We start from the raw sequence: 13285 nt of genomic DNA, 5'->3' as shown, positions 1-13285 counted from the left end.
GGCCGTCGTAGAGCTGAATTTATGAAGACAACCATCGAATTGCCCCTTTTGCCGCTGCGCGACGTAGTGGTCTACCCGCACATGGTGATTCCGCTGTTCGTTGGGCGGGAAAAATCCATCGAGGCCCTTGAAGCCGCCATGGCTGGCGACAAGCAGATATTGCTCTTGGCCCAGAAGAACCCTGCCGACGACGACCCAAGCGAAGACGGGCTCTATCGTGTGGGTACAGTCGCGACGGTGCTGCAACTACTGAAGCTGCCGGATGGCACTGTTAAAGTGCTTGTTGAAGGCGAGCAACGTGGCGTCATCGACCGCTTTTTCGACGTCGAGGACCATTGTCGAGCCGAGGTTGTACTGATCGACGAGTCGGAGATCGAAGAGCGCGAAGCGGAAGTTTTTACTCGCAGTCTTCTGAGCCAGTTCGAGCAGTATGTTCAATTGGGTAAAAAGGTCCCCTCAGAGGTGCTTTCCTCGCTTGCAAGCATCGATGAGCCGGCGCGTCTGGTTGACACCATGGCCGCGCACATGGCGCTCAAGATCGATCAGAAGCAGGCGATTCTCGAAATCACCGATCTGCCGGCTCGTGTCGAACATGTGCTGGCCTTGCTTGATGCTGAGATAGACCTCCTGCAGGTTGAGAAGCGCATCCGTGGCCGCGTCAAGAAGCAGATGGAGCGCAGTCAGCGTGAGTACTATTTGAATGAGCAAATGAAAGCCATTCAAAAAGAGCTGGGCGACATCGATGAAGGCCACAACGAAGTTGATGATCTCAAGAAGCGCATCGAGAATGCCGGGCTGAGCAAAGACGCCTATGCCAAGGCGACGACAGAGCTGAACAAGCTTAAGCAGATGTCGCCTATGTCGGCAGAAGCGACCGTAGTGCGGACTTACATCGATTGGTTGGTCAACGTGCCGTGGAAAGCGGCTAGCAAGGTTCGCCTCGATCTCGCCAAGGCTGAGGACGTGCTGGATACCGATCACTATGGCCTGGAAGAGGTCAAGGACCGAATTCTCGAATACCTCGCGGTGCAGAAGCGTGTAAAGAAGCTGAAAGGTCCGGTTTTGTGTCTGGTGGGTCCGCCAGGCGTGGGTAAGACTTCGCTCGCCGAATCCATTGCCCGTTCGACCAATCGTAAATTTGTGCGTATGGCACTGGGCGGGGTACGAGACGAGGCCGAGATTCGCGGACATCGTCGCACCTATATCGGCTCTATGCCCGGTCGGTTGATTCAGAAGATGAGCAAAGTCGGGGTTCGTAACCCACTGTTCTTGCTCGACGAGATCGACAAGATGGGCAATGACATGCGTGGAGATCCTGCATCTGCTCTGCTTGAAGTCCTTGATCCTGAACAGAATCACAACTTCAACGATCACTATCTGGAAGTCGACTACGACCTGTCCGACGTGATGTTCCTGTGCACCGCGAACTCCATGAACATTCCAGCCCCGCTGCTTGATCGCATGGAAATCATTCGGCTGCCCGGCTATACGGAAGACGAGAAGATCAACATCGCCATTCGCTACCTGGTCCCCAAGCAGGTCCAGGCCAATGGGCTGAAGAAAACCGAACTGCTGTTCGATGATGAGGCTATCCGCGACATCATTCGCTATTACACTCGCGAGGCCGGGGTTCGCGGGCTGGAGCGGCAGATAGCGAAAGTATGCCGCAAGGTAGTGAAGGAGCATGCGGGCGAGAAGAGCTTTGAAGTCAAGGTGACTGCAGAGTCGCTGGAGCACTTCCTTGGCGTTCGCAAATTCCGCTATGGGCTTGCCGAGCAGCAAGACCAGGTCGGTCAGGTTACCGGCTTGGCATGGACTCAGGTGGGCGGCGAACTACTTACCATCGAAGCTGCGGTTGTGCCTGGAAAGGGTCGGCTGACCAAAACCGGGTCATTGGGCGATGTGATGGGGGAGTCGATTACGGCTGCCCTCACGGTGGTGCGTAGTCGCGCTAAAAGTCTTGGTATCTCCGTCGATTTTCACGAGAAGCAGGATATCCATATCCATGTCCCGGAAGGTGCCACGCCAAAAGATGGTCCTAGCGCAGGTATCGGTATGTGTACCGCACTGGTCTCGGCATTGACCCAGATTCCGGTTCGGGCCGAGGTCGCTATGACCGGAGAAATTACCCTGCGTGGACAGGTGCTCGCTATTGGTGGCTTGAAAGAGAAACTGCTCGCGGCACACCGTGGCGGTATCAAGACGGTGATCATTCCGGAAGAAAATCAGCGTGATCTGAAAGAGATTCCTGACAATATTAAGCAGGACCTGCAGATTAAACCGGTCAAGTGGATTGACGAAGTCCTCCAAATTGCGCTGCAATACGCGCCGGAGCCCTTGCCCGATGCGGCTCCTGATATTGTTGCAAAGGATGACAAGCGCGAGTCTGATTCCAAGGAGCGAATCAGCACGCATTAGTCCGAAAGGCTTTGTTGACACATATTCGGCGGCCTCTATTTAAGCCGGCCTTATTGTGTAGTTGCTATTTCGGCACCGCTTCGCTTACACCTAAAAAATCAAAGATACGACTCAACAGAAATAAGGGGACTTAGAGTGAACAAGTCGGAACTGATCGATGCTATCGCCGCATCTGCTGATATCCCGAAAGCTGTTGCTGGCCGAGCGCTGGATGCAGTAATTGAATCCGTCACAGGCGCTCTGAAGGCTGGTGATTCCGTGGTGCTGGTTGGTTTCGGTACTTTTGCTGTCAAGGAGCGCGCTGCGCGCACTGGCCGCAACCCTCAGACTGGCAAGCCGATCGACATCGCTGCAGCCAAGATCCCTGGCTTCAAGGCAGGCAAGGCTCTGAAAGACGCCGTTAACTAAGCGTTTTCGATCCGGCTAGTTGCCAGTTAGCGCTGGACCTGGCTTGGAGCGGTCATTCGAACAGGCACTGCTTGTATCGGGCTTGGGGGAATAGGCCCAACTGCTCCAAAAGCTCCGAGAAGGCGCATCCCTGGATGCGCCTTTCTTTTTATCCGGATTCCGCGCTGCACTGAAAACCGCGCAGCTGACTCCTGGGGGACGCATGCTTCAGAACATCAGGGACAATTCACAAGGCTGGATTGCCAAAACCATCATTGGCATCATCGTGATGCTGTTGGCGTTGACCGGCTTTGACGCCATCTTCAACGCGGCCAGCAATAGCCGTAATGCCGCTGAGGTCAACGGTGAGGAAATCTCACTGGACGAGCTCAACCAGGCCATGAACATGCAGCGTCGCCAACTGGCTCAGCAGCTCGGAGGTAACTTCGATCCCTCGATGCTGGACGATAAGCTGGTACGCGAATCATCGCTTCGTGCGCTTATTGACCGAGCGTTGTTGCTGCAGGGCGCCCGCGATGCAGATTTCGCGTTTTCCGAAGCAGCGCTTGATCAGCTGATCCTGCAGACGCCTGAGTTTGCCGTCGACGGCGTGTTCAATGCCGCACGGTTCGATCAGGTCATTCAGCAGATGGGCTATACCCGGCTGCAGTTTCGTGAGCTGTTGAAGCAGGAAATGTTGATTGGCCAGCTTCGCGCAGGCATATCCGGTTCCGGTTTCGTCACAGATAAGCAGATCGAAGCGTTTGCTCGGCTGGAACAGCAGACACGTGATTTCGCAACAATTACCGTGCCGGCTGAAACCGCCGCGGTTGACGTGAGCAATGACGAGGCGCGCGAGTATTACGAGAAGAATACCGACCGTTTTCGCTCGCCTGAGCAGGTCATCCTCGAGTATCTCGAACTGAACAAGGAGTCATTCTTTGATCAAGTCGAGGTTTCTGAGGAGGATATCAAGGACCTGTATCAGCAGCGCATTGCCAACCTGGCAGAGCAGCGCCGTGCGGCGCATATCCTGATCGAAACCGACGGCAGCGACGACGCGACTGCCAAGGAAAAGATCGACGAGGTTGCTAAGCGTTTGGCCTCTGGCGAGGACTTCTCGGCGTTGGCTAAAGAGCTTTCACAAGATCCAGGTTCCGCGAACGAAGGGGGCGATCTCGGCTTTGCCGGTCCGGGCGTTTATGACCCGGCATTCGAGGAGGCGCTCTACGGACTGGAGGAAGGTCAGGTTTCTGCGCCGGTTCGTTCCGACTTCGGCTGGCACCTGATCAAGCTGCTTGGCGTTCAGTCACCAGAGATCCCCACACTGGAAAGCTTGAAGCCGGAGCTGGTGCGCGAACTCAAGGCCCAGCAGGTCGAACAACGTTTTGTTGAAGCTAGCAAGCAGCTCGAGGACACCGCGTTTGAGTCATCTGATCTTCTCCAGCCGGCCCAGGAACTGGGACTTTCAGTGCAAACGACCGAGGCGTTCGGGCGCGAGGGCGGGGCTGGCGTCGCTGCGAATAGGCAGGTTATCCAGGCTGCGTTCAGTGATGAGGTTTTGGTCGACGGCGCTAATAGTGGTGTGATCGAACTGGATCCGGATACCGTCGTTGCGGTGCGTGTAAAAAAGCACCTGCAACCCGAAGTGTTGCCTTTCGACGCAGTGAAGGACGACATCATTGCTCAGCTCAAGAGTAGCAAGGCTGCAGAGCAAGCGCTGGCGAAAGGCGAGCAGCTGATCGCTACGCTGCGTGATGGCGGGCAGGTCGAGCAGCAGTGGCAACCGGTCGAGGCTGCTTCGCGTAGCCAGGAAGGGGTTGAGCCGGCGGTGCTTCAGCAAGTCTTTCGGATGCCAAAACCGGAGGCAAGTGACAAGCCGAGTTACGGCAGTGTGCGTCTGTCTGACGAGGATTTCGTCGTGGTTCGTCTAAGCGGTGTAAGCGAGCCAAAAGCCGAACTCTCGGAGGAAGACAAGCAGAACTATCGTCGCTTCCTGGCTTCACGCAGTGGTCAACAGGATTTCGCTGCCTACCGCCAAATGCTGCATGAAAACGCAGAGATCGAGACGTTCTGACTGAACGCTAGCGCAAAAAAAAACCCGCATCATATGCGGGTTTTTTTTGGGGCGCTGGATCAGTCTTCCATCGCACCCATCGCGGTGGTGTTGAAGCCGCCGTCGACATAGAGAATTTCACCGCTGATCCCCGATGCCAGATCTGAGCAGAGGAAGGCGCCAGCATTGCCAACCTCGTCAATAGTTACGTTGCGGCGCAGGGGGGTTTGCTTTTCGTTGGCTGCCAGCATCTTGCGGAAGCTCTTGATCCCTGAGGCAGCCAGCGTACGAATGGGTCCCGCAGACACAGCGTTGACGCGGGTGCCTTCAGCGCCCAGGCTGCCGGCGAGGTAGCGAACACCGGCTTCGAGGCTGGCCTTGGCCATGCCCATGACGTTGTAATTGGGCATGGTGCGCTCGGCACCGAGGTAGGAAAGCGTCAGGATGCTGCCATTGCGTCCCTTCATCATTGGGCGTCCGGCCTTGGCCAGCGCAACGAGGCTGTAGGCGCTGATGTCGTGGGCGATGCGGAAACCTTCACGAGTAGTAACCTCGGTGAAATCGCCATCGAGCTGATCACCTGGGGCGAAACCTACCGAGTGGACGATGCCGTCCAGACCGTCCCACTTCTTGCCGAGCTCTTCGAAGACCTTGTTGATCTCCTCGTCACTGGCAACATCGCATGGGAAGCACAACTCTGGGCCCGAGCCCCAGCCAGCGGCGAACTCTTCGACGCGGCCCTTGAGCTTCTCGTTCTGATAGGTGAACGCCAGCTCGGCACCTTCACGGTGCATGGCCGCGGCGATCCCGGAGGCAATCGACAATTTGCTGGCAACGCCAACGATCAATACGCGCTTACCGGTAAGAAAACCCATGTGCTTTTCCCTCTTCTGGTTGTTCATCAGTGGCTGGAACCATGAAAGCCGATTCCAGCAGCTGCTGTGTGTATGGATGTTGGGGAGCGGCAAAGATTGCCTCTGCCATTCCCTGTTCTACGACTTTGCCTTGCTTGACCACCATCATCTGGTGGCTCATCGCCCGTACCACCGCCAAATCATGGCTGATGAACAGGTAGGTCAGGTTGTACTTGGCCTGGAGTGAGCGCAGTAGCTCCACCACTTGGCGTTGCACCGTTCGGTCCAATGCCGAGGTCGGTTCATCAAGCAGAATCAGGTCCGGCTTGAGGACCAACGCCCTGGCTATTGCAATTCGCTGCCGTTGACCTCCAGAAAACTCGTGGGGGTAGCGGTGCCGACTTTCAGGGTCGAGTCCAACCTCCACCAGTGCATCGATGATTGCTTGTGCTTGTTCCTCGGAAGAACCCAAACCATGGATGCTGAGTCCTTCCCCGACGATCTGTCCCACCGACATGCGCGGGCTCAGGCTGCCGAAGGGATCCTGAAATACGACCTGCATTTGCCGCCGCAGTGGGCGCACCGCCCGTTGCGACATGGTTTCCAGTGCCTGGTTCTGAAAACGGATTTCGCCGCTGCTTGAAATCAGGCGAAGAATAGCCAAACCCAGCGTGGACTTCCCCGAGCCGCTTTCGCCCACAATGCCCAGCGTCTGGCCTTTTGGCAGGTTGAACGTGACGCCATCGACTGCCTTGATATGGTCGACGGTGTGTCTGAAAAGTCCCTTCTTGATCGGGAACCAGACCCGAAGATCATTCACTTCCAGCAGTGTCGGCGCCGACGCTTCGACCGTTACCGGCCCGCCGCTAGGCTCTGCTCCAAGCAGCTCCTTTGTGTAGGGGTGCTGCGGTGATCGGAACAATTCCTCGCAAGGTGCTTGTTCGACGACGCAACCACTCTTCATGACACATACATGGTTGGCGATTCGGCGAACCAGGTTCAGGTCGTGGCTGATCAGCAATAGGGCCATGCCCAGGCGCGCCTGAAGCTCCTTGAGCAGCTCAAGTATTTTCAGCTGCACCGTCACGTCCAGCGCCGTTGTCGGTTCGTCGGCAATCAACAACTCGGGTTCGTTCGCCAGTGCCATGGCGATTACCACGCGCTGGCGCTGACCGCCCGAGAGTTCGTGAGGATAGGCTCGGATCCGCTTGGTGGGTTCAGGTATCCCAACCAGCTCAAGCAGCTCGAGGGTGCGGGCCGTAGCTGCCTTAGCGCTGAGACCCTTATGGATCCGCAGCACTTCGTTGATCTGCTTGCCTATGGTGTGCAGCGGGTTGAGCGAGGTCATCGGCTCCTGAAACACCATGGCGATCCGATCTCCACGGATGCCGCGCATGCGTTTCTCGGACGCCTGGAGTAAATCTTCACCTGCATAGCGAATTACACCTGCCGGGTGTTGCGCGATGGGGTAGGGCAGCAGACGCAGGATTGAGTGCGCTGTGACCGACTTGCCCGAGCCGCTCTCACCCACCAGCGCCAACGTCTCGCCTTTGCGGATATCGAAGCTCACGCCCGTTACTACGCGCTGGGCCTGCCCATTGGTGACGAACTCGACCGCCAGATCGCGGACCTCAATAAGGTTCTCGGTCATGCTATTTCCTTGGGTCGAAAGCATCGCGAGCCGCCTCGCCGATAAACACCAGAAGGGTCAGCATGACAGCCAGGACCATGAATGCGCTGATTCCAAGCCACGGCGCCTGCAGGTTCGACTTTCCCTGTGCCACAAGCTCGCCTAGCGAAGGGGCGCCGGGCGGTAAACCAAAGCCAAGAAAATCCAAGGCGGTCAAGGTGCCGATCGCTCCGGTGAGGATGAACGGCATGAATGTCATGGTCGACACCATGGCATTAGGCAGAATATGGCGGAACATGATGGCGCCGTTGCGCATGCCCAGCGCGCGCGCCGCTCGCACGTACTCCAGATTGCGACCGCGCAGAAACTCGGCCCTGACCACATCGACCAGACTCATCCAGGAAAACAACAGCATGATGCCGAGCAGCCACCAGAAGTTGGGTTGCACGAAGCTGGCGAGAATGATCAGCAGATAGAGCACCGGCAGGCCGGACCATATTTCCAGTACTCGCTGACCGACAAGGTCTACCCAGCCGCCATAGAAGCCTTGTAGAGCCCCGGCAATCACACCGATAACCGAGCTGATCAAGGTAAGTGTCAGCGCGAACAAAACCGAAATCCGGAACCCGTAGATGGCTCTTGCGAGCACATCGCGCCCCTGGTCATCGGTGCCCAGCCAGTTTTCCCAGGACGGCGGAGCGGGGGCCGGTACCTGCAGGTCGTAGTTGATACTGGAGTGATGAAAAGGAATCGGTGGCCAGATCATCCAGCCGTCTTTCTTCTCGATCAGTTCCTGGATGTAGGGACCTTTGTAGTTTGCCTGCAGAGGAAACTCGCCACCAAAGACGGTTTCTGGATAGCGTTTAAACACCGGTACATACCAGTCGCCGTCGAAACGGACCAGGATCGGCTTGTCGTTGGCGATCAGTTCGGCACCCAGGCTCAGAATGAACAAGGCCAGAAATACCCAAAGCGACCACCAGCCGCGCTTGTGCGCCTTGAACAGGGCGAAGCGGCGCTGGTTCAAAGGTGACAGCGTCATCTCAGGCCTCCCTGCTTTCGAAGTCGATTCTCGGGTCGACGAGCGTGTAGGTCAGGTCACCGATGAGCTTGACCACCAGGCCGAGCAAGGTGAACAGGAACAGCGTGCCGAACACGACGGGATAATCGCGATTGATGGCTGCCTCGAAACTGAGCAGGCCAAGGCCGTCGAGGGAGAAAATCACTTCGATCAGCAACGATCCTGTGAAGAACATGCCGATGAAGGCTGATGGGAAACCAGCGATGATGATCAGCATGGCGTTGCGAAACACATGGCCGTACAGCACGCGATTCTTGCTCAGGCCTTTGGCGCGCGCGGTGATCACGTACTGCTTGTTAATCTCGTCGAGAAAACTGTTTTTGGTCAGCAGGGTAAGCGTCGCGAAGTTGCCGATGACCAATGCCGTCACGGGAAGCGCCAAGTGCCAGAAATAGTCGATTATCTTGCCGGTAAGCGACAATTCATCGAAGTTTCCCGATGTGAGTCCCCGCAGCGGAAACCAGTTCCAGTAGCTGCCGCCCGCGAACAGCACGATCAGCAGAATGGCGAACAGAAACGCCGGTATCGCATAGCCGATGATGATGGCCGAACTGGTCCAGACGTCGAATGCACTGCCGTGCCGAGTTGCCTTGGCGATTCCCAGGGGGATCGACGCCAGATACATGATGAGCGTGCTCCACAGCCCCAGCGAGATCGATACCGGCATCTTTTCGATGATCAGATCGGTCACGCTGGCGTCACGAAAGAAGCTTTCCCCGAAATCCAGCCGCAGGTAGTTGCTGAGCATGATCCAGAAGCGCTCTGGTGCCGGCTTGTCGAAGCCGTAAAGGCGTTCGATCTCGGCAATCAGGTCCGGGTCCAGGCCTTGCCCGCCGCGATAGCTATTGCTGCCAGTCGCGACTTCGGATCCTCCACCGGCAATCCTGCTGGTTGCGCCTTCGAAGCCCTCCAGCTTGGCGATTGCCTGTTCAACCGGCCCCCCTGGTGCGGCCTGGATGATGATGAAGTTAATGAGCAGGATGCCGAACAGGGTCGGGATAATGAGCAGTAGGCGCCGGAAAACATACGCGAGCATGCTTATTGCTCCGTCGCACGGGTAGCGCTGGTCTCTCTCTCGGCCGCTGGCCCCTCGCCGATCTGTTCTGGCTCAGGCTTGCTTACATCTGGCTTGTTCCACCAAGTCATCAGCCCGACATCGTAAAGGGGAGTGATCTCTGGATGGCCCAGATGACTCCAGTACGCAACGCGCCATGTCTTGATGTGCCAGTTGGGAATCACGTAGTGACCTGAGAGCAATACGCGATCCAGCGCGCGAGTGCGCGTAATAAGCTCGTCTCGCGAATCAGAGGCAATCAGTTTTTCTACCAGCACGTCAATGGCGGGATCTTTCAGTCCGATGTAATTGCGGCTTCCCGGATTATCGGCGCTCGCCGAGTGCCAATACTCACGTTGCTCATTTCCGGGTGAGCTGGACTGGCCGAAGCCGCTGACAATCATGTCGTAATCGCGTGAACGCAACCGATTGATGTATTGCGAGACGTCGACGCGTCGAAGCTCCAGTTCGATACCCAGGCTGGCGAGGTTTCGCTTGTAGGGCAGCAGCACGCGCTCGAAATCCGCCTGCACCAACAGGAACTCGAGTTTGACCGGCTTGCCTTCGGCGTCGACCATTTGGTCGTTTTCAATTTTCCAGCCCGCCGAGGTAAGCAGCTCGTAGGCCCGGCGCTGCTGCGCGCGAATGATGCCGTCGGCGTTGGTTTGCGGAAGTTCGAAAGGTTTCTCGAACACCTGATCGGGAATCTGGCCGCGTAGAGGCTCGAGAATACTCAGCTCCTGCTTGCTGGGTAGGCCCGAGGAAGCGAGCTCGGAGTTATCGAAGTAGCTGGTGGTGCGTGTGTAGGCGCCGTTGAACAGCTGGCGATTTGTCCATTCGAAGTCGAACAGAAGCCCTAGGGCTTCACGGACCCGGGCATCCTGCAGCCGATCTCTTCGGGTGTTGAAGATGAATCCCTGCATGCCCTGCGGATTGTGATTGGCGATATCTTCCTTGATGATCCGGCCGTCTTTGACGGCGGCGATATCGTAAGCAGTGGCCCAGTTCTTCGCGCTGGTTTCCAACCAATAATCAAAATGACCTGCCTTGAAGGCCTGAAGAGCCACGGTGTTATCGCGGTAGTAATCGATGTTGATGTGGTCAAAGTTATAGAAACCTCGATTTACCGCCAGGTCCTTGCCCCAGTAATCTTCGACTCGGGCATAGCCGACTGATCGACCCGCTTCTGCACGCTCGATGCGATAGGGGCCGCTGCCCAGCGGCACTTCCATGCTGCCCGTGGCAAAGTCTTTTCCTTCCCACCAATGCTTGGGGAGGACGGGCAGCTGTCCGAGAATCAGTGGAAGTTCTCGGTTGCCGGCGTGCTTGAAATCAAATCGGATGCGCCGTGGGCTTTCGATCACGGCTTTTTCGACATCAGCGTAGTAACCGCGGTAATGCGGCGCGCCCTTGCTGATCAGCGTTTCGAAGGAGAACACGACATCTTCCGCTTCAACCGGCTCGCCGTCATGAAACCGCGCCTCTGGCCGCAAGTAGAAGCGTACCCATTCGTTGTTCGGACCCTTCTCGATCTTTTCAGCCAGTAGCCCGTAGACCGTGAAGGGCTCATCCAGGCTGTTGGTGGTCAGGGTGTCATACACCAGGCCGATATCGTCCGCAGCCACGCCTTTGTTGATAAAGGGGTTGAGCGAGTCAAAACTACCGAAGCCCGCCTGGCGCAGCGTTCCACCTTTGGGCGCATCCGGATTGACATACTCGAAATGAGAAAAGCCAGGCGGGTATTTGGGTTTCTCACCGTATAGCGTCAGCGCATGTTGTGGTGCCGCTTCAGCCAGACCTGTGAGCAGGAGGAGGGCGAAGGTGCCCGCATGTAGAAACAACCGTCGTGTGTTGCTTGTCATTGAGCCTTCTCCAGGTCCTTTAACCACCACGCTCGCAATCCCAGGGTGTAGGGCGGTGTAGTGATGTGGGCGAACCGATTGCGGTATGCCAGACGGTGGTAACTGATGTACCAGTTGGGGATGGTGTAGTGATTCCAGAGCAGCACGCGGTCGATGGCGCGTGCGGCGGCAATCTGCTCTTCACGGGTCTTGGCTACGAGCAACTTCTCGATCAGTTCGTCGACGATGGGGTTGGCGATGCCGGCATAGTTGCGACCGCCTTTTACATTCACCTGGCTGGAGTGGAAATACAGCCACTGTTCCAATCCCGGACTGAGGCTCTGCCCCAGCGTTGTCAAAATCATGTCGTAGTCGTATTGGTCGAGCCGCTGCTTGTACTGCGCACCGTCAACAGTTCGCAAGCGGGCCGCTATGCCAATCCGTGAAAGGTTCTCGACGTAAGGCTGAAGTATTCGCTCCAGCCCTGGATTGACGAGCAGAATTTCGAATCTGAAGGAATGCCCGGCCTTGTCGCGAAGACCTTCGGGGGTGAGTTTCCAGCCGGCATCCTTGAGCAAAGCCAGCGCCTTGCGCAAGGTGTCGCGTGGAATCCCTCGGCCATCGGTTTTCGGTAATTTGAACGGCTCTGTGAAGAGCTGCGCCGGCAGTTGCTCTCGAAACGGCGACAGCAGTAGCCACTCACCGCCTTCCGGCTTCCCGGTCGCGGAGAACACACTGTTTGGATAATAGCTCTCGCTGCGCTGGTAGGCGCCGTAGAACAGCGCTCGGTTGGTCCATTCGAAATCAAACAGAAGACCGAGTGCCTGGCGCACCCTGATGTCAGCAAAGGTCGAACGGCGCCCGTTCATAAACAGTGCTTGGGTCTGGGTAGGAATCTCGTGTGGAATCTCTGCGCGTATGACATCGCCGCGCAGAACCGCCGGAAACTGATAGCCGTTGGCCCAGTTTTTGGCCTGATGCTCGATATAAAAGTCGAACTCACCAACCTTGAACGCTTCGAAGGCGACCGTCGTATCGCGATAGAACTCGACGTCGACCTGGCCGAAGTTGTATTTGCCGCGATTGGCGGGCAGGTCGGCGCCCCACCAATTCTTCACCCGTTCGAAAGTCACTCGACGACCGGGCTGCACATTGCTGATTCGGTAAGGACCACTGCCGAGTGGCGGCTCGAACGTGGTTGCGCGGAAGTCTCGGCCTTTCCAGTAGTGTTGCGGCAGTACCGGCAGTTCACCAAGACGCATGATCAGCAATGGCTGACCCGGTTTGTCAAATACGAAACGGATTCGATGACGATTGAGTATGTCGACGCGTTCGACGCCCTGCAGATCCGTGCGATAGCGAGGGTGTCCATCTTTGACCAACAGCCGATAAGAAAAGGCGACGTCGTAGGCGGTGATTGGGCGTCCGTCATGAAAGCGGGCCGAATCACGTAGATTGAAGACCACCCAGCTGTGGTTGTCGCTGTATTCAATGGTCTCGGCAATGAGTCCATAGGCGGAAGCAGGTTCATCGCCCGACGGATCGTAAACGCCGGTGCCCACCATCAGCGGCTCGTTCAGTTCGGAGATGCCGTACTGGAAGAATCCGGGTGTGGCGGTTGGGCTGGTTCCCTTGAAGGTATAGGGATTAAGCGTGTCGAACGTGCCGGAAGCCATCAGCCGCACGTGGCCACCCTTGGGCGCATCGGGATTCACCCAATCAAAATGAGTAAAATCCTCAGCATATTTAAGGGTGCCGAACTGCGCATAACCGTGACTTTCGCTGATGGTGGCGAAAGAGGGAAAGCTCAGTCCCAGGCAGCTCAGCAGTAATAGGATGGGTCGCATCAAACGGTGAATCCGATCCATGGCGCTTTCGGTCTTTTCGGCCGGGTACAGTAACAGCTTGTATCCGCTGGAAAAAGGCCGGTTATCTGGGCAAACTGCCTTTCCCCTTCAGCCGCC

General features: G+C 56.8%; 9 protein-coding genes. 3 read left to right on the top strand and 6 right to left on the bottom strand.

The genetic code is table 11. The features are described 5' to 3' along the window. Positions 1 to 21: 21 nt before the first annotated feature. From lon to CXK96_RS04875, 3 genes are all read left to right on the top strand, one after another. Positions 22 to 2418: an endopeptidase La gene (lon, locus tag CXK96_RS04885; protein ID WP_102835359.1), complete on the top strand. Its 2397-nt coding sequence runs from the start codon at positions 22 to 24 to the stop codon at positions 2416 to 2418. Between the two features lie 135 nt (positions 2419 to 2553). After that, entirely contained in the window at positions 2554 to 2826 is a 273-nt protein-coding gene (hupB, locus tag CXK96_RS04880; protein ID WP_019339231.1) for a nucleoid-associated protein HU-beta, read from the top strand. 202 nt (positions 2827 to 3028) lie between these two features. Beyond that, entirely contained in the window at positions 3029 to 4882 is a 1854-nt protein-coding gene (locus CXK96_RS04875) for a SurA N-terminal domain-containing protein (RefSeq protein WP_102835358.1), read from the top strand. A 59-nt stretch (positions 4883 to 4941) separates the two neighbouring features. Here CXK96_RS04875 and fabI read toward each other — a convergent pair whose 3' ends face one another. From fabI to CXK96_RS04845, 6 genes are read right to left on the bottom strand one after another with little or no spacing between them, the layout of a single operon-like run. After that, entirely contained in the window at positions 4942 to 5736 is a 795-nt protein-coding gene (gene fabI, locus CXK96_RS04870; RefSeq protein ID WP_102835357.1) for an enoyl-ACP reductase FabI, read from the bottom strand. After that, positions 5717 to 7366 (bottom strand): ABC transporter ATP-binding protein, encoded by a 1650-nt coding sequence (locus CXK96_RS04865; RefSeq protein ID WP_102835356.1) that lies wholly within the window; start codon positions 7364 to 7366, stop codon positions 5717 to 5719. Before CXK96_RS04865 ends, fabI begins: the two co-directional genes overlap by 20 nt. Position 7367: 1 nt before the next feature. Beyond that, positions 7368 to 8387, bottom strand: coding sequence for an ABC transporter permease (locus CXK96_RS04860; RefSeq protein ID WP_102835355.1), 1020 nt, complete (start codon positions 8385 to 8387; stop codon positions 7368 to 7370). Between the two features lies 1 nt (position 8388). After that, positions 8389 to 9462, bottom strand: a complete 1074-nt coding sequence (locus CXK96_RS04855) for a microcin C ABC transporter permease YejB (RefSeq protein WP_102835354.1) — start codon at positions 9460 to 9462, stop codon at positions 8389 to 8391. 2 nt (positions 9463 to 9464) lie between these two features. Further along, complete coding sequence (locus CXK96_RS04850) at positions 9465 to 11342, bottom strand: extracellular solute-binding protein (RefSeq protein WP_102835353.1); 1878 nt, start codon at positions 11340 to 11342, stop codon at positions 9465 to 9467. Beyond that, positions 11339 to 13168 (bottom strand): extracellular solute-binding protein, encoded by a 1830-nt coding sequence (locus CXK96_RS04845; RefSeq protein WP_102835509.1) that lies wholly within the window; start codon positions 13166 to 13168, stop codon positions 11339 to 11341. The genes CXK96_RS04850 and CXK96_RS04845 overlap by 4 nt, the downstream gene beginning before the upstream one ends. Between the last annotated feature and the right edge of the window lie 117 nt (positions 13169 to 13285).

Origin of the sequence: Stutzerimonas stutzeri, assembly GCF_002890895.1 — a bacterium.
Taxonomy (GTDB): Bacteria; Pseudomonadota; Gammaproteobacteria; order Pseudomonadales; family Pseudomonadaceae; genus Stutzerimonas; species Stutzerimonas stutzeri_AB.
The sequence above is the reverse complement of the archived record's forward strand: the minus strand, read 5'-3'. Positions and strand labels throughout refer to the sequence as shown.